Below are 21932 nucleotides of genomic sequence, written 5' to 3'. Positions count from 1 at the left end.
CCGTCTTCAAGGCGTCCGGGCCCCTGCCCGCCGGCCGCGAGGGCATCGGCGCGGAGGTCGGCGAGCTGCTGGAACATTCTGGGACGAGGCCCCCGTCCCGAACCTCGTGCCGTTCACCACCGCCCCGTACCCCGCCCCGCTCGCCCAGTCGAGGGTCATCACCCCCGGCCGCGACGAGAAGTCGATGCTCCCGATCAGCTCGGTGAAGGCGCTGCTGCCGCCGATGGCCGAGGATCCGTGCGCCGACAGGCTCACCCGGTTGCCGTTGATCCGGAAGCGGCCGCGCAGCGGGTACAGATCGGTGCGGACGTCCGTGGTGGTGAACGCGAACGTGCCGTTCTCGAAGAACGTGAAGACGGCGTTGGCGACCCGGGCCCTCGCGCGGGCGCTGGGCGTCCCCTTGATCTGCTGGAAGCTCAGGACCCGCCCGGCCCGCAGCACCACCACCGCCCGCGCCCGGGCCCCCATCCGCAGACCCTCCACCTGGTACGCCGTCGCCGTCGCCGCGTTCGCCGGGGCGGGCGCGACCAGCAGCGCGCCCAGGCCCGCGAGCAGCGCCGCCCCCGCCAGGAACCGCCGCCCGCCGGGCCTGCCCATCGAGTGCTCCGTGCCCATGTTCCCCTCCGGTCCAGCCGTCGTCACCTCATGAGTACCGGCCGTTGGAACGGTCCGGTATCCCCGGAAAGCTGGGGATTGTCGCCGTGGTGGTCCTGTGCTAGGGAAGGATGCCCAGCTCGTTGGCCCAGCGGATGGCCGCGCTCAGCGGCGCCAGGTTGCGGCTCTCGCCGGGATGGCAGGCCACGTACTTGTCGCGCACGCCCGCCAGCAGATCCGACACCCGGTCCTCGCTGACGCGCAGCTCGCGGGCCGCCTCGTGCCGGGTCATGCCGAGATGGCCGACCAGCCGCACCACCTCCCGCTCGCGCGCGGTCAGCCGGTAGCGCCGGTCCCTGCGGCGGCGCCGGACGACCTCGAAGACCCGCGCGACCAGCGCGTGCAGCTCCGCCTCGGGCACCGCGGCGCGCCGCGCGGCCTCCGTGGCGCTGTCGCCCTGGGCGAAGGCCCGCACGACGCCCAGCTCCACCGGCCCGAGCTCGCCGTCGGCGAGCGGGCGGCGGCGGACGTCCTCCAGGATGTAGCCGGCCAGGCGGGCCGAGACGTGGTGGTGGCCCCCGACGACGGCCGCGACCGCCGAGACGAACTCGGCGGGCATGGACGTCTTCTCCACGAACCCCCGCGCGCCCTGCTCGATCGCGTCCAGCACCTGCTCGGGCGTGGCGACCCCGGACATGGCCAGCACCCGGCAGCCGTGCGTGGACAGGTGCCGGATCGCGCCGCCCCACGAAAGGCCGGGCAGGAGCCGCAGGTCGCAGATCGCGACGTCCGGGGACAGCGCCCAGTCGATGTCCTCCACGTCCGGCACCGGGGGCAGGACCGCGAAGCCCGCGTCCAGCAGCCGCAGCGTGATGGACTCCGTGACGGACGGATGGTCGTCGACGATGATCAGCTTGGCGGAGCCCGCCCCGGAGCCCGCGCCGGGGGCCGCGCCGGGGCCGCCGCCGGAGGTCTCATCCGGCATGGGCGGCTACCGGCCAGCGGATCGCGACGCGGGTGCCCGCCCCGGGCTCCGAGGTGACGTCGCAGACGCCCCCATGCCGGGCGACGGCGGCGAACGTGCGCAGGAAACCGCCGCCCGGCCGCGCCTGCCCGGCCGCGAACCCGTGTCCCCGGTCGCGGATCACCACCTCCAGCCGGTCCGGGCCCGCCTCCACGAACAGGTTCACGCGCGTGTCCTCTCCCGCGTGCTTGAGCACGTTCGTGAGCGCCTCGCGGGCCGCCGCGGCGACGGCCTCCCCCACCTCCTCGGGCGGGTCGCCGTCCACGAGGATCACCGACGTCAGCGCGAGCCCCCGCGCGATGTAGGTGTCGCAGACCTCCTCCATGAGCTGCTCGAACGGCAGCTCGTCGGCGGCGCGGGGGTCCATGATGAAGCGGCGCGCCCGGTTGGCCCCGAGCCGCGCCGCCCGCGCCAGCCCGGGATCGACGTGCTGCCCGGCGGCGACGTGGTCGACGATGGGCAGCAGGTGGTCGTGGATCTCCCGGTGGGTGAGCTCCCGATGCCGGGTGATCACGGTGAGGCGTTCCTGCTCGGCGAGGAGGCGCTCGGCCCGCCGGGTCGCCTCCTGGGCCTTCTCCGCCGCGTCCGCGAGCGTGCGCAGCTCCCGGCCGATCAGCACCGCGATGCCGTACCAGAGCAGGAATCCGAGCAGGTCGGAGACCAGCTTGATGGCGTAGTGGGGGTAGAGCGCGACCGGCCACGACAGGCACAGCACCGCGAGCCCCGGCACGGCCCGCCGGCCGAACCCCAGCCCGAACCCCATCGCCGCCGAGGCCACCAGGCTGTACGGCAGGAACTCCGTCGTGATCACGTTGCGGTCCGCCGGGAACGCGGCGCGCGTGCCGATGAGCATGACCACCACGCAGAACACGACGTCGCCCCAGATGAGCAGCGGGTCGCGCAGGTCGCCCGAGCGCCAGGCGCGGCGGAAGAACCACACCGCCTCGGCCGTGGCCGCCATCGCGGTGACGACGGACAGGACCGGATACTGGAGGTCGTCCCAGCCGAGCAGCGGGATGTAGACGAAGGGCGTGGTCCCGGCCCGGGTGTAGGCGATCATCCTGGCCATGCGCACCTCGGTGTGGCGCTTCACCTGGCCCGACACCCCACCTCCCCGGCAGACCTTGAAACCCTGGCATCCACGGCCCTCGTTCCCGGACATCGTGGCGATCGGCGCGTTGGTTACGGGCAGCCTCCGGCGCACTCACCTTTCCCGACATGTCATGACCTGGTGAGTGGCGCGGCGGACAGGCTACGCCCACCGCGACGCCACATCCTCCACTCGACATCCCGGAGTAACCCGAATCTCAACCTACGGTCATGCAGGATTGTCAGGTTCAAGGGCGGAACCGCTCCCCCGGACCCGAGGAGACTCATGATCCGACGACCCGGCCCCGTCATCGCGACCATGCTGATCGTCCTGGCGGTCGTCACCGCCCCGCCCGCCACCGCCCGCGCGGAGCGGCCCGTCGCCGTCGCGCACCGCGGAGCCTCCGCGTACGCGCCCGAGAACACCGTCGCCGCCTTCGAGCTGGCCGCCGAGCAGGGCGCCGACATGTACGAGCTGGACGTCCAGGAGACGCGCGACCACCGGCTCGTCCTCATGCACGACACCACGCTCGCCCGCACCACCGACGCCGAGAAGGTCTTCCCCGGCCGCGCGCCGTGGCGGGTGTCCGGCCTGTCACTGGCCGAGATCCGCAAACTGGACGCCGGCTCGTGGTTCGACGGCGACTACGAGGGCGAGCGGGTCCCCACGCTCGCCGAGACGCTGCGCGCCATGAGCGACAGCGGGATGGGGCTCCTGCTGGAGATCAAGGCGCCGCACCTGTACCCCGGCATCGAATCCCGCGTGGCCGCCGAGCTGCGCCGCTCTCCCGCCTGGCTGGAGCCGGGGCGGCTGGTGGTGCAGTCGTTCGACTGGGACTCGATCCGCCGCTTCCACGCGCTCATGCCGGACGTGCCGGTCGGCCTCCTCGGGACGCCGTCCGCCGGGCGGCTGGCCGAGCTGGCCCGGTTCGCCGACCAGATCAACCCGCCGTACCGGGACATCACCTCCGCTTACGTACGGCTCGTGCACGCGCGCGGCATGCGGGTGCTCACCTGGACCGTGGACGACCCGGCGGTCATGCGGCGGATGCTCGCCCACGGGGTGGACGGCGTCATCTCCAACCGGCCGGACGTGGCGAGGGACGTCCTCGACGAGGAAGAACGCGCCGCCTGAGTCAGCCCAGGCCGAAGGCCGCCAGCGTGGCCCAGGTGCTGGCGACGCCCACCAGGGTCCCCGCCGCCACCTGGGCCGCCGTGTGGTGCGCGAGCCGTACCCGGGCCCAGCACACCAGCGCCACGACGGCGCCCCCGGCGAGCGCCGTGGGCACGGGCGGCAGGACATGCGCCAGGACCACCACCGTGCCCGCCGACACGGCGGCGTGGAAGGAGATCTTCCACCGCAGCGTCACGGGCACGGTCACGGCCAGCGCGACGAGCATGCCCGCCACGGTCGCCACCAGCAGCGTGGGCGCGCCGAGGACCACGAGCAGCACGAGCGCCACCAGCACGGCCGCCACCGCCGACAGCAGCGGGCCGGTACGGCGGGCCCGGTCGACGATGTGATGGGAGTCCAGCCGCCCGGACCGCACCCCGAGCGCGATCACCACGGCGGGCACGCCGCCGCACAGCGCGGAGGCCAGCAGGCCCCACACGGCGCCCGTCCACCCCTGGGCCACCAGCCCCACGACGGGCGGCATGGCGATGACCAGCACCTGCGGCGCCAGCACGTCCGTCACCCTGCGCGCCACCCGGTCGGCCATCATGCCAGCAAACATTACGCGATCATGGCGACCGATCAGCCTGGCCCAGGTGGGGAAGGCGACGCGATGGTGCGGGGGGCACAGGAGACCGGCAGTCCCGAGACCGGGAGGAGGCCGGAAGACTCCAGACAGACCTGCGCACCGGCAGCCCCTGGGCGCGCCGGGAGACTCCGAGCAGCCCGGAGACCTGGAGACGTGCCTGGGGGGATGTCCGGGTTCAGCGTGGCCGAGCGAAAGGTCGGGGCCGCGTGGGATATAAAGAACCGTGGCCGAGATCACCCTGAACGTCCGCCAGTTGCAGGCGTTCGCCGAGGTCGGCTACGAGGTCGCCGGAGGGGGCGGAGCGCACGCCGCGATGGCGGCCCTGCGCCGGGTGGTGCCGCTCGACGCGTACGAGTTCGTCGCGTTCGACCCCGCCACCGGCCGGCACCACAGCGTCGTCTCCGACGGTCACCACCGCATCGACCGCGACGCCGCAGAGGAGTACACCGGGCTCGACGCCTACCGGCGGGCGATGGCCACGCGCGCACCCGTGAGCATGCCCGAGCCGGGCACCGAACGTTACTTCCGCCGCCACCTCGCCCCCTACGGCTGGGCGGCCGGGCTGACCGCGCCCCTGTTCCTGGCCGAGGGACGGTACACGGGCCTGCTGCACCTGGCCTCGCGCGACGCCTTCCCCGAGCTGGCCGAGCCGCTGATCACGGCCGTGTCGCCGATGCTGGCGCACGTCACCGACCTGACCCGGTGCGTCATCGACCCGGTGGGACTGCCGAGCGGGTTCAACGCGGTGACGTTCGACCGGCAGGGCACGCGCCGTGACGTGCCGGGTTTCACGACGTCGGCGGCGCTGACCGGGGAGCCGGGGCTGGCGGCGCTGGCCCGGGCGTTCATCGACGCCAGGGAGCTGAACCGGCACGGGCTGTGGCTCGGGCGCGACGGCCGCTGGCACGAGCTGCGGCTGCTGCGGGCCGGGGTGGGCTTCCAGGGGACGATCCAGGGCGCGGTGGTCGCCGAGCGGCCGTGTTCGCTGCCGTACGACCTGACGGGGCGGGAGGTGGACGTGCTCACCCGCGTCGCGGCCGGCGACTCCAACCCGCAGATCGCCGCCGCGCTGGTGCTCAGCGTGCGCACGGTGACCACGCACCTGGAGCACATCTTCACCAAGCTGGGCTGCGACAGCCGCACCCGCCTCACCACCAAGGCCCTGGCCGAGGGCCTGTGCCGCCTCGACCTCTGAACACTCCGAGCCCTCCGACCAGATCCAGAGGCAACCGCGGGGCCTCAGATCATCCGGCGGTGGCGGGAGCGAGTTCGAACCAGACCGTCGTGGCTCCGCCGGCGCGGCTGAGACCCCAGCGGTGGCTGAGCGCCTCCAGCAGCGGCAGGCCGCGTCCGTTCGTGGCGTGCGCGCCGTCCGGGTCCGGCCGGTCGCCTGTCGTACGACAGGCGCAGGGCGGCTCGTCGGAGCCCGCGTCCGCCACCCAGACCCGCACCGCCGCCCCCGAGGCCCGCACCGCCACCGTGAACCAGCCGCCCGCCCCGGAGCGGGAGTGCAGGACGGCGTTCGTGGCCAGCTCGGTGGTGAGCAGCGCGCAGTCGTCGTAGAGCGGGTGGTCGCGGCCCAGGACCGCCGCGACGAGCCGCCGGGCCCTCGGCACCTGCGACGGGACCCCCGGGAAGCGCAGCATCAGGTCTCTCGTGCCCGGAACACGCCGGACGTCCCCCGAGACGTCCCCCGACCTCGGCATCTCCCTCGATTTCGACACGCCCCCTGACGCCGCCCCCGGTGATCCCCATGCCACCCCTGGCCCCGTCGCCGCCCCTGAGCCCGTCCCGATCCCCGCCCCCGGTCCCGACCACGATGCGGTGTCCGCCTCCTGACCTGTGCCCGCCCCCTGCTCCCCGTCGCGACCTGCACCGTGCCCCGTCCCCTGCTCCGCGTGGCGTCCCTTGTCATTCCCTGTGTCGTGCTCCGTGTCGCGCTCCGTGTCGTGCTCCGTGTCGTGTGAGTGCGTCGGTGTCACGGCGGCCTCCCCCATTCCGGCGACGTCATAAGACGCGCCACCTCATGGCAGGAGATATGGCCAAAAGGTAGGAATGCCCTTTCCCATGGTCACCCGCACGGCCCCTCCGGATGACCGAGTAGTCTGCGATCGACGCATCGACGAGGAGGAGTGCCCACGTGAGCAGCCTGGAGGCCGTCTGGGTGCAGCCGTACGCCCAGCCCGGCGCGGTGGTCGTCACCGGGGTGTTCGACATCCTGCACGTGGGCCACGTGCGCTACCTGGGAGCGGTCGCCGCGCGCGGATTGCCGCTGGTCGTGGGGGTGGAGGACGACCCTCGGGTCCGCGCCTGGAAGGGGCCGAGCCGGCCGCTCAACCCGGCCGTCGAGCGGGCCGAGGTGATGGCCGCGCTGCGGTTCGTGGAGGGCGTGTTCATCGTGACGGGCGCGCCGGAGGCGCACGGCCCGGAGGACTACATCGACCTGCTCGCCCCCATGCGGCCCGGCGCGCTCGCGCACACCGCGGGCGACCCCCACGCGGGCGGCCGGCGCGCCGCCGCGGCGCTGCTGGGCGCCGAGTGCTGGGAGCTGGAGGCCATCCCCGACCGCTCGACCACCCGCATCGTGAACGCGGCGGGCAAGGGCTGAGCGCTCCCCCACGCGCCCCCTCTCCCCTCAAGCGCTCCCCCACGCGCCGCCTTCTCCCCTCGAGGGCCCCTGACGTCCCGCTCCTCCCCTTCGGAGGACTCCCAGGACGCGGAGGACTCGCAGAGGCGGCGGAGGGCTCACAGGAGGGCCGCCGACGTGGCAGGCGGGAAAGAACCACGGGGAGGGTCCCCATCGACGGTTTTCCGCGGAGCGGTGCGCGTGACGCTTTTCCGGCACCCCATGACGCTTTTCCGGTCGGCCGGCATCGCGGGTTTCGGGCGACAATGCGCCCTTAATCGTGGTCGTTTTCCGAAGAGCGCATGATCCTTCTTGTCAAGGAAGGGTAACGGGCTCTTCCCCAGGGCGGTAAAGGGAACGTACATTCCCCGCAACGCCTGTCGGGGAGGACCTTGTGACCGAGCTGAGCGATCGCGCGCCGGAACTGGCGGCGGCCCACGAGCAGGAACGCCCCGCCCGGGTGCTCACCGGCCGCCTCTGGCTCGGCGTGCGGATCGCGGGCGGCCTGCTGTCCGTCTACGCGCTCATCGTCGTGTTCCGGCCGGTGGAGGCGCTGGAGCAGCGGATGACGTTCCTGGCGGTGGCGCTGCCGCTGGTGTTCCTGTGCTACCGGTCGGGGTGGTCGTCCCTGGTACGGCGGACGCGGGGACGCTTCCGCCCGGAGGACGACTCCGGCCCGGCCGCCGGTGACCCCGATCCCGCCACCGCCCCGGCCTCGGGCGTCGCCGGGGTTCCCGCGGGGGAGGCGGGCGCCCGCGCGGAAGGCGGCGAGAGAGGCGGTGGACGCGGTGAGCGGCCGAGCGTGGCCGACTGGCTGCTCGCCGCGGCGTCCGTCGCCGTGCTGGTCTACCCGCTGCTGGACATCGACGCCTTCCGCGACCGCGGGTCCGGGTCGGCGCTGACGTCGCTCGACCTGGTGGCGGGCGTGGCGCTGACCGTGCTGCTCCTGGAGGCCGTACGGCGCACGGTCGGCTGGGCACTCACCATCATCTGCATAATTTTCTTAATTTATGCCTATTTCGGGGCGTATTTGCCTATCACGTGGCCGATCGGGCACCGCGGATTCGACGTCTCGCAGATCGTGTCGCAGCTCTACACCGGCACCGAGGGATTCTTCGGCGTGCCCCTCCAGGTGGCCGCGAGTTACATCATCCTTTTCACCATCTACGGCGCGGTCCTCGACTTCTCCGGAGCCAGCAAGTTCTTCATCGACCTGAGCTTCGCCGCGTTCCGCCGCTCGCGCTCGGCGCCGGGCCGGACGGTCACCCTGGCCGGGTTCCTGCTCGGCACCGTGTCGGGCTCCGGCGTGGCGACCACGGTCAGCCTGGGCAGCGTCGCCTGGCCGGTGCTCAGGCGCGCCGGCTACCCGAGGGAACCGGCCGGCGGCATCCTGGCGGCCGGCGGCATCGGCGCCATCCTGTCGCCGCCGACGCTGGGCGCGGCGGCGTTCATCATCGCCGAGCTGCTCCAGGTCAGCTACCTGGAGGTGCTCCTCTACGCGACGATCCCGACGCTGCTGTACTACCTCGGCATCTTCCTGGCCATCGAGATCGACTCGCGCCGCTTCGGGACGCGCGCCGTCGAGGTGGACGCGCCGAGCGCGGGCCGGCTGCTGCTGCGCTTCGGCTACCACTTCAGCTCGCTGATCCTCATCATCGTGCTGATGGCGCTGGACCGCTCGGCCTTCCAGTCCGTCGTCGTCGCGACCGCGATCGCCTTCGCGCTGTCGTTCCTCGACCCGGCCCACCGGATGGGGCCGCGCCGGGTCGGCGAGGCGCTGGCCAAGGGCACGCTGGAGGTGCTGCCGGTAACCGCGGTGTGCGCGGCGGCGGGCATCATCGTCGGCGTCATCACCCAGACCGGCCTGGGCCTGAACCTCAGCTCGATCATCGTGGACGTCGCCGCGGGCAACCTCCTCCTGACGACCCTGCTCGCGGGCGTGGCCGTCATGCTCCTGGGGCTGGCCGTGCCGGTGACCGCGAGCTTCATCATCGCCGCGGTCATCATCAGGCCGGCGCTCACGCAGCTCGGCGTCACGCCGGCCGAGGCGTACATGTTCGTCTTCTACTACGCGGTGCTGTCGGAGGTCAGCCCGCCGACCGCGCTGTCGGCCGTCGCCGCGGCGGCCATCACGGGCGGCAACACGTACAAGACCATGATGATGACCTGGCGCTACACGCTGCCCGCGTTCCTGGTGCCGTTCGCGTTCGTGCTCACCCCCAACGGCCAGGCGCTGCTCGGGCAGGGGCCGATCGGCACCGTGCTGCTCATGGCGGCGGTCTCGGCCGTGGCCGTGGCGGCGCTGGCCATGGCGACCGGCGGGCTGCCCGGCGTGCCCGAGCGGCTGCTCGCGGCGGTCGCGGCCGTGCTGCTGCTCTTCCTCGAACCCGTCCCCATCGCCGCGGGCCTCGCCGTGCTGGCCGTCGCTGCGGCCGTCCACCTCATCAGGCAAAGGAGACACCGAACGTGAAGCGGATCATCGCGGTGCTCGCCGCCGCCGTCCTGGCCGCCGCGGCGGCCGGCTGCGGCGGCGGTGCTGGCGGCGGGCGGGGCAACCGGCTGTCGATCGCCACCGGAGGCACGACCGGCGTCTACTACGTGTACGGCGGCGGCCTGGCCAAGCAGCTCAGCTCCGGCATCGCCGACACCCAGGCGACGGCCTCGGTCACCTCCGCCTCGGTCGAGAACATCAAGCTGCTCGCCACCGGCAAGGCCGACATCGGTTTCTCCCAGTCCGACACGGCCGCCGACGCGGTCAACGGCACGGGCACGTTCACCGAGAAGCAGCCGGTCAAGGCCATCGCCCGCATCTACGACAACTACGCGCACGTCGTGGTCGCCCCCGGCGTCAAGGCGGAGAAGGTGGCCGACCTCAAGGGCAAGCGCGTCTCCCTCGGCCCGCCCAACTCCGGCACCCAGGTCGTGGCCCGCCGCATGCTGGAGGCCGTCGGCCTCGCCCCCGACACCGACATCAGCAAGCAGCAGCTGTCGATCAACGAGTCGGTGCAGGCCGTCAAGGACGGCACCATCGACGCGTTCTTCTGGGTCGGCGGCCTGCCCACGGCCGGTGTCGTGGACCTCGCCACCAGCCGGCCGGACATGCGCATGCTCGACACCTCCGACGCGCTGGCCGGCATGCAGTCCAAGTACGGCCAGGAGTACGTCGGCCTCGACATCGACATGTCCGTCTACAAGCTGAAGGGCACGATCAAGACGGTCGGCGTGGCCAACGTGCTGCTCGTGCCCGACTCGATGAACGAGCAGCTCGCCTACGACGTCACCCGGGTGCTGTACGAGCGCAAGGCGCAGCTCGCGGCCGTCCACCCGGAGGCGAACAAGCTGGACCCCAAGCTCGGGCAGCAGACCGGCCCGGTGCAGCTCCACCCGGGCGCGGCCCGCTACTACAAGGAGAAGGGCTGACCCGCGGCCGGCCGGCCCTGGCCGGGGCGCTGGCGTGCGTGCTCGCGCTCGCCCCGGCCGCCGGGGCCGGCCGCCCGGCCGTCGCCGGGCTCCTGCTGCCGCCGTCCGGGATCTTCGCCCTCGCTTACGTCCACTCGGTCTACCGGGCGCCGTCGGCGGAGGTGTTCACGGCGCGCGGCGGCCGGTTCACCATGTGGGCCGTCGTCTCCTCCAGCGGCGGCGTCATCGACTACTACGCCCTCGACGGGACGCGTTCCCGCACCCCGGACGGGGGCTGGGCGCTGCGCCTGGCCGTCCCGGTGACCTACGACGAGCTGCCGCTCATCGCCACCCCGATCGGGCGCCGGACGCTCGTCGCGGGCGGCCGCTGCCTGCCGCTCCACCCCGCCTCGGGCGCCCGCGCGATCACCCTCACGGTACGGCCCGCCCTGGACGACCGGGGCGGCCCGTGCCCGCCGCCGTTCGACCGGCTGCGTTTCGCCGTCGGGCGCGGGATCACAGCCAGTCCCTCTTCTTGAACGCGGCGTACAGCCCGACGGAGATCCCGGCGATCAGCACGGCCGACAGCCAGAACCCCCAGCCGCTCCCGTAGCCCGGGTAGGGGACGTTCATCCCGTAGAAGCCGGTGATCAGCGTGGGCACGGCGATGACGGCGGCCCAGCCGGTGAGCCGCTTCATGATCTCGTTGAGGCGCATGCCCTGCTGCGCCAGCCGGGTCTCGCGCAGGTTCGCGAGCTGGTCGCGGGTGGACTCGAGCCACTCGTCGACGCGGATCACGTGGTCGTAGACGTCCTCGTAGTAGGGGGCCATCGCGCTGCCGGCGACCAGGCCCTTGTTGCGGCGCAGCAGCGTGCCGAGCACCTCCCGCATCGGCATGGCGATCTTGCGGAAGCGGGCGATGTCGCGGCGCAGCTCGTAGAGGGTGCGCTGGAGCACGCGGCCGTCGACCGGCCGGTCCTCGTCGAAGAGCTGCTCCTCCAGGTCCTCGATGCGCCCGTCGACGTCCTCGACGTAGTCGAGGTGACCGTCCACGACGTAGTCGAGCAGCCCGTGGAGCAGGAAGGAGACGCCGTTGGCGCCGAGGGTCTCGTCGGTGGCGTCCCAGCGCCGCATCACCTGGCGGATGTCGAAGCGCTCGTCCTCGCGGATCGTGACCAGGGCGTTGGCCGTGACGAAGACGTCCACCTCGACCGGGGCGAGCCGCCCCTCGTCGATGTGGATCCCGTAGACGGTGATGAACAGGTGCCGGTCGTAGATGTCCACCTTGGGGCGCTGGTGCCCGGAGACGACGTCCTCGACGGCCAGCTCGTGCAGGCCCAGCTCCTCCTCCAGGACGTCGAGGTCCTCCCGCGTGGGGCTGCACAGGTCGAACCAGACCGTGTTGTCCGGGTCACGGACGTACTCGGAGACCTCCTCGACGGGGAAGCCTTCCTTGTCGAGGACACCGTTGCGGTACAGGCGTGTGTGCACCTAAAGAAGTCTCGCAAAGCGGGTGGCGTTGCGCACCGCCGCGCCCCCCGGATCGTTGTTGAAGTAGACGTAGGCGTCCTGCCAGCCCGCGTCCCGGACGCGCCCCGCCCAGGTGCGCAGCGACGTGTCGCCGTACGAGGGCCTGGGCGTGGCGCGTCCCTCGTGCAGCCGCACGTACCCCCAGGAGGCGGTGCGCCAGAACGGCGCCACCGGCCGGCCGAGGCGGTCGGCCCAGCACAGGGCGGCGCCCCGCGCCTCCAGCACGTCGCGGACCTCGCCGGTCCACCATGACGGGTGGCGGCACTCGACGGCGACGCGCACGCCGCCGGGGAAGGCGGCCAGGCAGCGGTCGAGGCGCTCGGGGTCGGCCTTGAACGTCGGCGGGAGCTGGACGAGCACCGGCCCGAGCTTCTCCTTGAGCCGGGAGGCGGCGTTCATGAGCCGCTGCACCGGCTCCTCCGGGTCGGCGAGCCGTTTGATGTGGGTGAGATACCTGCTCGCCTTGACCGCCATGACGAACCCGTCCGGGGTGCGGTCGCGCCAGCCGGCGAACGACTCGGGCGAGGGCAGACGGTAGAACGCGTTGTTGCTCTCGACGGTGCGGAACGTCTCGGCGTACGTCTCCAGCCACAGCCGCTGCGGCACGCCCTCGGGGTACAGGACGTCGCGCCAGTCCTTGTACTGCCACCCCGAGGTGCCGACCCAGGTCGTCATGGGATCCGCCTACCCGCGAAGGCGGCGAGTACCCGGCCGCGGGTGCGTTACTGTCACTGATCGCGACACTCGGGAGGGGTGCGATGGGCGCCGGTCACGGACACGGGCACGGACATGGGCATGGGCATGGGCATGGGCGTCGGCGCAGGGAGGCCGCGCCGCGGCGGGCGGTGGTGGCGACGCTGGCCGTGCTGGTGCCGGTGGCGGTGGCGACGGTCGTCCTGCTCGTGTGGCTGTGGCCGTCCGGACGGCCGGCGGTCCCGGCCGGGACGGGCGGCGACCAGCTCGGCGGCATGGTCGTGGCCGTCCATCCCGGGCCGTGCGGGGAGTTCCCGGAGGGTGCGGCACCGCCGGACCCGGCGACCTGCGGGCACGCGACCGTGCGCGTGGAGGAGGGGCCGGACGCGGGGCGGGAGGTGCGGCTGGCGCTGCCCAGAGGGCCGGGGGCGCAGCGCTTCGCCCCGGGCGACGACGTGGTGCTCATCCGCATCGGCGGCGAGCGGGACGGGGACGGGACCGCCGCGGACCAGGCCGCCGGGGACGAGGCGGCCGAAGAGGAGACAGCGGGGGACGAGGCGGAGTATCAGCTCTCGGATCATGACAGGACGGGCGCGCTGTGGCTGTCGGCCGTGGCGTTCGCGCTGGCGGTGATCGCGTTCGGGCGCTGGCGCGGGGTCACGGCCCTGGCCGGGCTGGCGATCACGTTCGTGCTGCTGCTGGCGTTCGTGATCCCGGGCATCCTGGAGGGCGAGCCGCCCATGCTGGTGGCCATCGTGGGCGCGGCGGCGATCATGCTGACCGTGCTGTTCCTGACGCACGGGTTCACGCTGACGACGTCCATGGCCGTCCTGGGCACGCTGGCCAGCCTCACGGTGACGGGCCTGCTCGCGTACGGGGCGATCACGTTCGCCGAGCTGAGCGGGGTCACCGACGACACCTCGTTCATGCTGGGATTCAGCACCAGGATCGACCCGCGGGGGCTGCTGCTGGCGAGCGTCATCATCGGCGCGCTCGGCGTCCTGGACGACGTGACGGTCACCCAGGCGGTCACGGTCACCGAACTGGCCACCGCCAACCCGTCGTACGGCTGGCGGCGGCTCTACCGGGCCGGCAGCCGGGTCGGGCGCGCGCACATCGCCTCCGTCATCAACACGATCATCCTGGCGTACGCGGGAGCTTCGCTGCCGCTCCTGCTGCTGTTCAGCGTGGGCGCGCAACCGCTGGACGAGGTGCTGACGACGCCGGTCATCGCCCAGGAGATCATTCGCAGCGTGGTGGGCACGCTGGGGCTCATCTCGGCCGTGCCGATCACCACGGCCCTGGCCGCGCTGGTGGCCACCCGCCGCGACGACCCCGGTGAGTCCTCCGGCCCGCGCCCGCACCCGGACTCCGGCGCGTACCCCGGCTCCTCCCGTGAGGGCGCTCAGCCGGCGGCGGTGCTGCCCTCGACGCCCAGCTTGCGCCGCGCCCGCTCGTAGAACGTGCTGCCGACGCGCACCACGTTGGCCGCGCCCGGCACCGCGACGATCGACACCTGGTCGCCCGGGCACAGGTGGGCGTGCACCGCGCCGTCGACCTCGACGGCCACCCGGCCGCTGGTCGGCAGCACCTCCAGCGTGACCTCCTCGTCGGCGGGCAGCACCAGGGCGCGGTTGAACACCGAGTGGGCCGCCGCCGGCACCACCAGCACCGCCTCGACGCGCGGCGAGACGATCGGCCCGCCGGCGGAGAAGCTGTAGGCGGTGGACCCGGTGGAGGTGGCCACGATCACCGCGTCGGCGGCGTAGCGGACGAACGGGTCGCCGGCCGGCGTGACGTTGATGGCGGCCAGGCCCTCGCCGGGGATGCGGGCCAGCGCGATGTCGTTGAACGCGGTGACCTCCTCCTCCCCCAGCTTGGCGCGTACGGCCATGCGCGGCTCGACGGCGTAGGCGTGGGAGTCGATGGCCGACAGCGTGGCGGGCAGGTCGCGCACGTCGATCTCGGCGAGGAAGCCGAGCCGCCCCAGGTTCACGCCGAGCACCGGGGTGCGGCGCCCGGCGATGAGCCGCATGGTGCGCAGCATCGTGCCGTCGCCGCCCAGGCTGACGAGCAGGTCGGCCCGCTCGACGAGGGCGTCGGCGTCCACGGGCACGGCGCTGCAGTCGATCCGGCCCACCTCCTCGGGCAGGCCGAGCACCGTGACGTGGCGCCCCTCGGCCCAGCGGAGGATGTCGTTGATCGCCTCCTGCGAGTCGCGTCGCGGGTGCAGCACCAGCCCGACCGTTCCGACCATTCCCATGGCCACCACCCTAGCCGCGCCGGATGACCGCGGGCGTGGCGCGGCCGGGACTGCTAGGGTGGGAGGCCCTCGTGATCGGAAAGCAGGAGACCAGACATGGCAGGTGACGACGACATCTCCGGGTGATACCGGAGATCGACCGGCCCCGGCAGGCGCACATCGACCGCCGCCGACGTGGCCCTCGTCGTCGTTCCCTCATCCCTGTCCCCTTGCCGGGCGGGCTCCCGCGCGCCCGGATCACGTACGAGGTCTTCCGCATGTCCGATGCGTTCATCATCTGTTCCGGCCTGTCCTTCTCCTGGCCTGACGACACGCCAGTCTTCAGCGACCTGTCCTTCACCGTGGGCGGCGGCCGTACGGGCCTCGTCGCCCCCAACGGCGCCGGCAAGAGCACCCTGCTCAAGCTGATCGCCGGCGAGTTGCGGCCCCGCGCCGGGAGCGTGTCCGTCAGCGGGGTGCTCGGCCACCTGCCGCAGAGCCTGCCGCTGGCCGGCGACCTGACCGTGGCGGAGGTGCTCGGCATCGCCCCGTTGATCGCCGCGCTCGACGCCATCGAGTCGGGCGACGCGAGCGAGGAGCACTTCACCACGATCGGCAACGACTGGGACATCGAGGAGCGCACCCGTGCCCAGCTCGACCGGCTCGGCCTCGGCGACATCGCGTTCGGCCGCACCCTGCGCACCCTGAGCGGCGGCCAGATCGTCTCGCTCGGCCTGGCCGCGCAGCTCCTCAGACGGCCCGACGTCCTGCTGCTCGACGAGCCGACGAACAACCTGGATCTCGGCGCGCGCCGTCGCCTGCACGACGTGCTCGGCGACTGGAACGGCTGCCTGCTCGTGGTCAGCCACGACCGGGCCCTGCTCGACCGCATGGACCGCATCGCCGAGCTCCACCGGGGCGAGATCCGCTTCTACGGCGGCGACTTCACCGCCTACGAGGAGGCCGTACGCGCCGGGCAGGAGGCCGCCGAGCGGAGCGTGCGCAGCGCCGAGCAGGACCTCAAGCGGGAGAAACGCGAGATGCAGCAGGCGCGGGAGCGGGCCGAGCGCCGCGCGGGCAACGCCGCCCGCAACCTCAAGAACGCCGGGCTGGCGCGCATCTTCGCCGGGAACATGAAGCGCGGCGCCCAGGAGTCGGCCGGGAGGGCGGGCCAGATGCACGCCTCCCGCGTCGGCGACGCCAAGGCCCGGCTCGACGAGGCGGGGCGGGCGCTGCGCGAGGACCAGCGGATCGCGCTGGAGCTGCCCGGGACCAACGTGCCCGCCGGGCGCACGGTCTTCCAGGGCGAACGCCTGCGGGCCCGCGGCCTGTTCACCGAACCGGGCATCGACCTGACCGTGCGCGGACCCGAGCGCATCGCGCTGACCGGACCCAACGGCGCGGGCAAGTCCACCCTGCTGCGCCTGGTCAGCGGCGACCTGGAGCCCGACGGCGGCACCACCACGCGGGCCGACGGCCGGGTCGCCTACCTGTCGCAGCGGCTCGACCTGCTCGACGCCGAGCGGACCGTGGCAGAGAACCTGGCCGCGTTCGCCCCCGGCATGCCGGACGCGGAGCGGATGAACCTGCTGGCGCGCTTCCTGTTCCGCGGCGCGCGGGCGCACCTGCCGGTGGGTGTGCTGTCCGGCGGCGAACTCCTGCGCGCCACGCTGGCCTGCGTGCTCTTCGCCGAGCCGGCGCCCCAGCTCCTGCTGCTCGACGAACCGACCAACAATCTCGACCTGGTCAGCGTGGGGCAGCTTGAGGGCGCGCTCGGCGCGTACCAGGGAGCGTTCGTGGTGGTCAGCCACGACGAGCGGTTCCTCGCCGAGATCGGGGTGGATCGGTGGCTGGAGCTGTCCGGCGGCCGGCTGCTGGAGACCGGGGCGCCGTCCGGGGAGTGACGAAACCGCAATCCCCGGCGTGGCGGCGCTGACGCGCCCGCCTGACGGGGGAGGAATGCACGCGTGAAGCAGGAACGCCTTCCCCCGTCGCAGCCGTCCGAGATCCGCACGCCGCGCGGGGTGCGCCACTCCCTGCGGGCCTTCCGCCACCGCGACTTCGCGATCTTCTGGGGCGGCGCCCTGGTCTCCAGCACCGGGAGCTGGCTGAGCAACCTGGCCGTGCCGTACGTGCTGTACCAGATCACCGGCAGCGCCTTCTGGGTCGGGCTGGTCAGCCTGGCGCAGTTCCTGCCCAGCGTGTTCCTGGCGCCGGTGGGCGGAACCCTGGCCGACCGGCGCTCGCGCAAGCGCATCCTGCTGGTCACCCAGTCGGGGATGGCGGTCTCCGCGCTGCTGCTGTGGCTGGTGTGGACGTCCGGGCAGCGCGACCCGGTGGTCATGCTCGTGCTGGTGAGCCTCGGCGGCGTCTTCGCCGGGTTCAACATGCCGACCTGGCAGTCGTTCGTCAGCGACCTGGTGCCGCGCGGCGACCTGCACTCGGCGGTGACCCTGAACAGCCTGCAGTTCAACACCGCCCGCTCCCTCGGGCCCGCCCTCGCCGGGCTGCTGCTGGCCGTGCTGGGACCCTCGTGGACGTTCCTGCTGAACGCGGTGTCGTTCCTGTTCGTGCTCGCGGCCCTGGCGGCGATCCACCCGCGCGCCGGGCGCCCCCAGCAGGCGGCGCCCGCGGGGATGACCCGCCGCTTCCTCGCCGCGCCCCGCTACATCCGGGGCCAGCCGGGGCTCGTCATGGCGCTCGTGGTGTCGGTGCTGGTGGGGGTGCTCGGCCATCCGATCTTCCAGTTCACGGTGGTGTTCGCGGGCAGCGTCTTCGAGGCCGGGCCGGTAGGGCTGGGGCTGCTCAACGCGGCGCTCGGGCTGGGCGCGGTCGTGGCGGCGCCGCTCGTCTCGGGCTGGCACCACAAGCTCCGCCTCGGCCTGGTGGTGCGCTGGGGGCTGGTGCTGTACGGGCTGTCCATGATCGCCTTCGGGGCGGCCCCGGGGTACGCGTGGGGGGTGGCGGCGCTGATCGTCGTGGGCGGGTCGTTCCTGGCGGTCATCTCGTCGGTGAACACCTCGATCCAGGTCATCGTGGCCGACGGGATGCGGGGTCGGGTCATGGCGTGCCGGATCATGACCTACACGGCGTCGCTGCCGGTGGGCGGGCTCCTGCAGGGCGTCGTCGCCGACTGGGCCGGGCCGCGCTGGGCGGTGTGCGGGGCGGGGGCGCTGATGGCGGTGGCGGCGGTGACGCTGATGCGCCTGCGTGGCCGGGCCCGGCTGGACCGGCTCGACGACCCGCACGACGACAGCCACCTGGTCACCGCCGCCACCTGACGCGTTTCCTAGCAATAGGGGTTGGCGCTTCTGTAGCCGCGCTTGTACGGCTTCGGCATGTCTCTGAAGTTGCGCCTCACGCACCGGTGGAAGGTATCCGCGTCGGACGCGCCCTGGGCCGCGCCGGCCGCCCTGAGCGCGGCCTTCCTGGACTGGCCTCCCCCGCCGCCGCAGCCGCCGCGGGCCCGGCCCGCCGCGTAGCCGGCGTCGTAGCCGTATCTGTAATCCGGCTGGCCCGAGTCCGGGGAGCCGGTCGGGTTGGGCGGAAGGCACCGATTGCCGTCGGCATAGCCGTCGGAGTGCCCCTTCGCGCAACCAAATCCCTTGCCGTCGCACACGTCACGCAGCGCCGACGTCTGTCCGGTCTCTACCGAAGATGCGGCGGCCAGGGCGTCAGCGGTGAATCCCTGAGCGAACGTGAGGGTCGCGACGAGCGCCGACCCGAGGACGATGGACGAGCGTGTCTGATGCATGTCTTCTCCTCTTCGACGAAGAGCACAAACACGCGCCCGAAGACGCACCTCATTGAATTCCCCTCAACCCGAGGACATATAGCCCCACAAGGAACAAACTATCTCAAGTCAGACTAAATCGCATTGATCCCGCCTTCGCCCCTTGTTCGAGCCAACTCATTCCTCATGAGCCGGGCGCCGCCCGCAGGGGCTGCCCGCGGGGAAAGTCCACGACCTACGCGGCGCTGCCGGTATCAGGCACCCAGCTCCAAACCCGCAAGGTGCGGGAATTTACCCTGTGCAGAGAATCCTTTGGCCGCGCGCGGCCTCGCCTCACGACCGCCAGTCGGGACATATCAGAAATATCCGGCTGTGTAGTGATATATCCGGAAATAAGGCTTTGCCTCGTGACGGGAGACGGCGCCCACCACCCCCTTTAGCCTGAGTTCAGTGCGCCGCATCCGGCGTATCCCGGGAAAACCCGAATTCGACGCTCCAGCCAGATCGCCGGTCATGTCCGGAAGGCGATCCTCACCTCAGGGAGTGATCTCTGATGCTCAAGCGTCTCGTCATCACCGCCGCTCTGGCGGGTTCCACGCTCGTCGTCGGCGGCGCGGCCACCTCGCAGGCCGCCAGCGCCGCCCCCAAGTGCGCGACGCCCTCGTCCCAGCACGTCACCTCGGCCACGGCCACCAGGTGCATGTGGCGCTGGTGGCACGGCCGCCGGTGCAAGTACTGCTGGCGCCACGGCGCCTGGGAGCTCCAGTGGTGCAAGGGTAACTGGGGCGGTGGCGGCGGAGGCGGCGGCGGCTGGTGGTGGAACCACTGACCCACGCCAGACAGTGACCGGTGGGTGTCTCGCGGGACAAGCGCTCGCGGGACACCCGCCCACGTCCGGGCGGCGACCCTTCGATCCTTGACGAAGGGTCGTCCTCCTACGATGCGGAGCATGACCCCCGCCCCGCCATCCCGCCCGCCGTCCCCGCAGCCGAGGCCGTGAAGGGACCCACGGCGTGACACCGGGGCACATGCTCGCCGTCTTCGGGACCGGAGTCCTCGCCGGAGGCCTCAACACCGTCGTCGGCTCCGGCACGCTGATCAGCTTCCCCGTCCTCCTCGCCGTCGGCCTCCCGCCCGTCACCGCCACGGTCTCGAACGCGCTCGGCCTGATCCCCGGCTCGGTCGGCGGCGTCATCGGCTCGGTCGGCGGCGTCATCGGTTATCGCAAGGAGCTGAGCGGCCAGGACCGTCGTCTCGCGCGACTGGGTACGGGCTCCCTGGTCGGCGGCCTCACGGGCGCCGCGCTCCTGCTGGCCCTGCCCGCCACGGCGTTCCAGACCATCGTCCCGGTCCTGGTGACGCTCGCGCTCGTCCTGATCGGCCTCCAGCCCTGGATCGGCGAACGCGTGAGGCGCCGCCGGGAGACCTCCGGGCGGCCCGCGCGCCCCGACGGCGGCCCCCTGCTGTTCGCGGGGCTGACGCTCGCGAGCGTCTACGGCGGCTACTTCGCCGCCGCCCAGGGCATCATCTACGTGACTCCTCCGCTCCCTGAAGGGAGCGGCTTCTCGCCAAGCCGCTTGCGCAACCTGGCGAAGGGCAAGCCCTGCCCTCAAGATGTTGACCGCCGCGTTCACGTCGGCGTGCGCGGCATGCCCGCACCCCTGGCATCGGAACCCGGCTTGGGTTACGCGATTCTCCTTCGCGCAGTGCCCGCATCGCGAGCAGGTGCGGGAGGTGCTGCGGGGATCGACTGCGATCAGCTCTCGACCGGCGCTTTCAGCCTTGTCCGCGAGGACCTGCAGGAACACCCCCCAACCCGCGTCCAAGATCGAACGGTTGAGGCCGGACTTCTGGGCGACGTTGCGGCCAGGGGCTTCGACCGTGCCGGACGCCGAGCGGGTCATGTTGGTGATCCGCAGGTCCTCGTGTGCGATCACGTCATAGGCCCGCACCAGCGTCAGCGCCGCCTTGTGCGCGCCATCCAGGCGTTGCCGCCGCACCTTGGCGTGCAGCGCGGCCACCCGGGCCACCGCCTTGCGACGCCGCTTGGATCCGCGTTTGTTGCGGGCCAGGTCGCGTTGAGCCGCCGCGAGCCGGTCGGCGCAGGCGGCCAGGTGGCGCCCTCCGCCGACTGCTCGCCGTAACGGACGGTCACGCCGGCCTTGCCGTGGGCGGTGCGGCGGTGCTCCAGCGCGGCGTTGTACAGCTGCCGGTGGTCCTCCAGGCACTGCGTGAGCGCGGCGGCCTGCTTGACGGTGGGACGGAGCAGGAACTTGACCGACCTGCGCACACCCACCTCCCACGTTCCGTAACCAGACGACCACGGTATCGGCCGACACCGGCCGACGCCGGTAGAACCCGAACGACATCCGTGACGCGCGGACCAAGAAGGTCACGGCACACTCGGGCCTTGGCGGCCCTCCCCCTCCCGATTCCCCCGACGGTTGAAGCGGCCAGGCCCCCTCGGAAGGTTCGGATGGCGTGGTGGTCCCTGTCGCGGACGGACCGGTCGTTGCCCAGCTCCACCGGCACACCGACCGCTTTCACGGGCCCGCCGCCTCATCGAGATCCGGACCGTGTCACATTCGCGTCCCGCCGCGTGTCGAGCAGGCAGAGACTTCGGACAACGGCACGAAAGCGGGGCAGTCATGCCGCCCCCCATCCTGGTCACCGGCGGTACGGGCACGCTGGGGCGCCTCGTCGTCCCGCTCCTGCGGGCGGCGGGCCGCGAGGTGCGGATGCTCAGCCGCGCCGGCCACTAGCCCGGGGACGGGACGGCGTCGCGTACGTCACGGGCGCCGTGTCCACCGGCGAGGGGCTCGAGGCCGCCGTGCGCGGGGCCGAGACCGTGGTGCACAGCGCCAAGCGCGCCGCCGAGCGGCTGGTGGCCGAGTCGGGCATCCCGTGGACCACGCTGCGCGCCACCCAGTTCCACGACTGGATCCTGATGACGCTGCGGCAGTTCGCGAAGCTGCCGGTGGGGCTGCCGACCTGGAGCGGGGTGCGGTTCCAGCCCGTCGGCACCGCCGCCGCGTTCCGGGAGGGCGCGGACCTCGCCCCCGGCCGCGCGACCGGCCGCCGCACCTGGGAGGACTTCCTCGCCGCGCGGGCGGGCCAGGACCTGTGAGGCTTCCTCACCGCCGCGTCGGCGGACCAGGATCGTGAGGAGGGTGGTCGGGACGCGCGGGCGGCCCGGGGCATGTCGCCGCCGGCCGGCGCGGGCGGGCGGGGCTGTGGGT

22 protein-coding genes and 2 pseudogenes are annotated in these 21932 nt (G+C 72.7%); 13 read left to right on the top strand and 11 right to left on the bottom strand.

What is annotated here, in order from left to right; all coding sequences use genetic code 11:
• Nucleotides 1–6: 6 nt before the first annotated feature.
• The 3 genes from AB0H81_RS33555 to AB0H81_RS33545 form a co-directional block, all read right to left on the bottom strand.
• Nucleotides 7–615, bottom strand: a complete 609-nt coding sequence (locus AB0H81_RS33555; RefSeq protein ID WP_358382741.1) for a hypothetical protein — start codon at nucleotides 613–615, stop codon at nucleotides 7–9.
• A 100-nt stretch (nucleotides 616–715) separates the two neighbouring features.
• Nucleotides 716–1579, bottom strand: coding sequence for a response regulator (locus AB0H81_RS33550; RefSeq protein ID WP_358382738.1), 864 nt, complete (start codon nucleotides 1577–1579; stop codon nucleotides 716–718).
• The gene (locus AB0H81_RS33545) at nucleotides 1569–2723 is read right to left on the bottom strand and encodes an ATP-binding protein (protein WP_358382735.1); all 1155 of its coding nucleotides are present in this window, start codon (nucleotides 2721–2723) and stop codon (nucleotides 1569–1571) included. Before AB0H81_RS33545 ends, AB0H81_RS33550 begins: the two co-directional genes overlap by 11 nt.
• Nucleotides 2724–2993: 270 nt before the next feature.
• Here AB0H81_RS33545 and AB0H81_RS33540 point away from each other — a divergent pair, with 270 nt between their 5' ends.
• The gene (locus AB0H81_RS33540) at nucleotides 2994–3842 is read left to right on the top strand and encodes a glycerophosphodiester phosphodiesterase family protein (RefSeq protein WP_358382733.1); all 849 of its coding nucleotides are present in this window, start codon (nucleotides 2994–2996) and stop codon (nucleotides 3840–3842) included.
• A gap of 1 nt (nucleotide 3843) precedes the next feature.
• Here the strand turns inward: AB0H81_RS33540 and AB0H81_RS33535 are convergent, their stop codons facing one another.
• Nucleotides 3844–4443, bottom strand: coding sequence for a hypothetical protein (locus tag AB0H81_RS33535; RefSeq protein WP_358382730.1), 600 nt, complete (start codon nucleotides 4441–4443; stop codon nucleotides 3844–3846).
• A 250-nt stretch (nucleotides 4444–4693) separates the two neighbouring features.
• Here AB0H81_RS33535 and AB0H81_RS33530 point away from each other — a divergent pair, with 250 nt between their 5' ends.
• Nucleotides 4694–5665, top strand: coding sequence for a LuxR C-terminal-related transcriptional regulator (locus AB0H81_RS33530; protein ID WP_358382727.1), 972 nt, complete (start codon nucleotides 4694–4696; stop codon nucleotides 5663–5665).
• 49 nt (nucleotides 5666–5714) lie between these two features.
• Here the strand turns inward: AB0H81_RS33530 and AB0H81_RS33525 are convergent, their stop codons facing one another.
• Nucleotides 5715–6116, bottom strand: a complete 402-nt coding sequence (locus AB0H81_RS33525) for an ATP-binding protein (RefSeq protein WP_358382725.1) — start codon at nucleotides 6114–6116, stop codon at nucleotides 5715–5717.
• A gap of 494 nt (nucleotides 6117–6610) precedes the next feature.
• Between AB0H81_RS33525 and AB0H81_RS33520 the strand changes: the two genes are divergently transcribed.
• The 4 genes from AB0H81_RS33520 (at nucleotide 6611) to AB0H81_RS33505 (ending at nucleotide 11034) form a co-directional block, all read left to right on the top strand.
• Nucleotides 6611–7078: an adenylyltransferase/cytidyltransferase family protein gene (locus AB0H81_RS33520; protein ID WP_358382722.1), complete on the top strand. Its 468-nt coding sequence runs from the start codon at nucleotides 6611–6613 to the stop codon at nucleotides 7076–7078.
• A gap of 412 nt (nucleotides 7079–7490) precedes the next feature.
• Nucleotides 7491–9566, top strand: a complete 2076-nt coding sequence (locus tag AB0H81_RS33515) for a TRAP transporter fused permease subunit (protein WP_358382721.1) — start codon at nucleotides 7491–7493, stop codon at nucleotides 9564–9566.
• The gene (locus AB0H81_RS33510; protein WP_358382718.1) at nucleotides 9563–10516 is read left to right on the top strand and encodes a TAXI family TRAP transporter solute-binding subunit; all 954 of its coding nucleotides are present in this window, start codon (nucleotides 9563–9565) and stop codon (nucleotides 10514–10516) included. Before AB0H81_RS33515 ends, AB0H81_RS33510 begins: the two co-directional genes overlap by 4 nt.
• A gap of 38 nt (nucleotides 10517–10554) precedes the next feature.
• The gene (locus AB0H81_RS33505) at nucleotides 10555–11034 is read left to right on the top strand and encodes a DUF1850 domain-containing protein (RefSeq protein WP_358382715.1); all 480 of its coding nucleotides are present in this window, start codon (nucleotides 10555–10557) and stop codon (nucleotides 11032–11034) included.
• Here AB0H81_RS33505 and AB0H81_RS33500 read toward each other — a convergent pair.
• On the bottom strand, nucleotides 11012–11986 hold the full coding sequence (locus tag AB0H81_RS33500) for a magnesium transporter CorA family protein (RefSeq protein WP_358382713.1): 975 nt from the start codon (nucleotides 11984–11986) through the stop codon (nucleotides 11012–11014). The two genes, AB0H81_RS33505 and AB0H81_RS33500, sit on opposite strands and share 23 nt — an antisense overlap.
• Nucleotides 11987–12700, bottom strand: a complete 714-nt coding sequence (locus tag AB0H81_RS33495; protein ID WP_358382710.1) for a DUF72 domain-containing protein — start codon at nucleotides 12698–12700, stop codon at nucleotides 11987–11989.
• A 173-nt stretch (nucleotides 12701–12873) separates the two neighbouring features.
• Here AB0H81_RS33495 and AB0H81_RS33490 point away from each other — a divergent pair, with 173 nt between their 5' ends.
• The gene (locus tag AB0H81_RS33490; RefSeq protein ID WP_358382709.1) at nucleotides 12874–14178 is read left to right on the top strand and encodes a YibE/F family protein; all 1305 of its coding nucleotides are present in this window, start codon (nucleotides 12874–12876) and stop codon (nucleotides 14176–14178) included.
• Here the strand turns inward: AB0H81_RS33490 and AB0H81_RS33485 are convergent.
• Nucleotides 14124–14981, bottom strand: coding sequence for an NAD(+)/NADH kinase (locus AB0H81_RS33485; RefSeq protein ID WP_358382707.1), 858 nt, complete (start codon nucleotides 14979–14981; stop codon nucleotides 14124–14126). The genes AB0H81_RS33490 and AB0H81_RS33485 overlap by 55 nt on opposite strands.
• Before the next feature lie 257 nt (nucleotides 14982–15238).
• Here AB0H81_RS33485 and AB0H81_RS33480 point away from each other — a divergent pair, with 257 nt between their 5' ends.
• On the top strand, nucleotides 15239–16864 hold the full coding sequence (locus tag AB0H81_RS33480) for an ABC-F family ATP-binding cassette domain-containing protein (RefSeq protein ID WP_358382705.1): 1626 nt from the start codon (nucleotides 15239–15241) through the stop codon (nucleotides 16862–16864).
• 63 nt (nucleotides 16865–16927) lie between these two features.
• Nucleotides 16928–18241: an MFS transporter gene (locus tag AB0H81_RS33475; RefSeq protein ID WP_358382703.1), complete on the top strand. Its 1314-nt coding sequence runs from the start codon at nucleotides 16928–16930 to the stop codon at nucleotides 18239–18241.
• Between the two features lie 8 nt (nucleotides 18242–18249).
• Here AB0H81_RS33475 and AB0H81_RS33470 read toward each other — a convergent pair whose 3' ends face one another.
• A complete protein-coding gene (locus tag AB0H81_RS33470; RefSeq protein WP_358382700.1) occupies nucleotides 18250–18714 on the bottom strand; it encodes a hypothetical protein in 465 nt (154 codons plus the stop codon).
• Between the two features lie 532 nt (nucleotides 18715–19246).
• On the opposite strand from AB0H81_RS33470, the gene AB0H81_RS33465 reads away from it, so the two are divergent.
• Together AB0H81_RS33465 and AB0H81_RS33460 are read left to right on the top strand one after the other, a co-directional pair.
• Entirely contained in the window at nucleotides 19247–19522 is a 276-nt protein-coding gene (locus AB0H81_RS33465) for a hypothetical protein (RefSeq protein WP_358382697.1), read from the top strand.
• A gap of 199 nt (nucleotides 19523–19721) precedes the next feature.
• Nucleotides 19722–20216, top strand: a pseudogene (locus AB0H81_RS33460) (TSUP family transporter); the annotation flags it as partial.
• Between the two features lie 144 nt (nucleotides 20217–20360).
• Here AB0H81_RS33460 and AB0H81_RS33455 read toward each other — a convergent pair.
• Nucleotides 20361–20765 (bottom strand): annotated as a pseudogene (locus AB0H81_RS33455) (transposase); the annotation flags it as partial.
• Entirely contained in the window at nucleotides 20651–20983 is a 333-nt protein-coding gene (locus AB0H81_RS33450) for a helix-turn-helix domain-containing protein (protein WP_358382695.1), read from the bottom strand. The pseudogene AB0H81_RS33455 and the gene AB0H81_RS33450, both read right to left, overlap by 115 nt.
• A gap of 358 nt (nucleotides 20984–21341) precedes the next feature.
• Here AB0H81_RS33450 and AB0H81_RS33445 point away from each other — a divergent pair, with 358 nt between their 5' ends.
• Together AB0H81_RS33445 and AB0H81_RS33440 are read left to right on the top strand one after the other, a co-directional pair.
• The gene (locus AB0H81_RS33445) at nucleotides 21342–21455 is read left to right on the top strand and encodes an NAD-dependent epimerase/dehydratase family protein (RefSeq protein ID WP_358382692.1); all 114 of its coding nucleotides are present in this window, start codon (nucleotides 21342–21344) and stop codon (nucleotides 21453–21455) included.
• Nucleotides 21456–21493: 38 nt separating this feature from the next.
• Complete coding sequence (locus tag AB0H81_RS33440) at nucleotides 21494–21820, top strand: hypothetical protein (protein ID WP_358382689.1); 327 nt, start codon at nucleotides 21494–21496, stop codon at nucleotides 21818–21820.
• Nucleotides 21821–21932 lie beyond the last annotated feature (112 nt).

This window comes from Nonomuraea sp. NPDC050691 (assembly GCF_040654455.1).
In the GTDB taxonomy this organism is placed as follows: domain Bacteria; phylum Actinomycetota; class Actinomycetes; order Streptosporangiales; family Streptosporangiaceae; genus Nonomuraea.
Note: the sequence above shows the minus strand (reverse complement) of the source record. Positions and strands in the feature narration are given on the sequence as shown.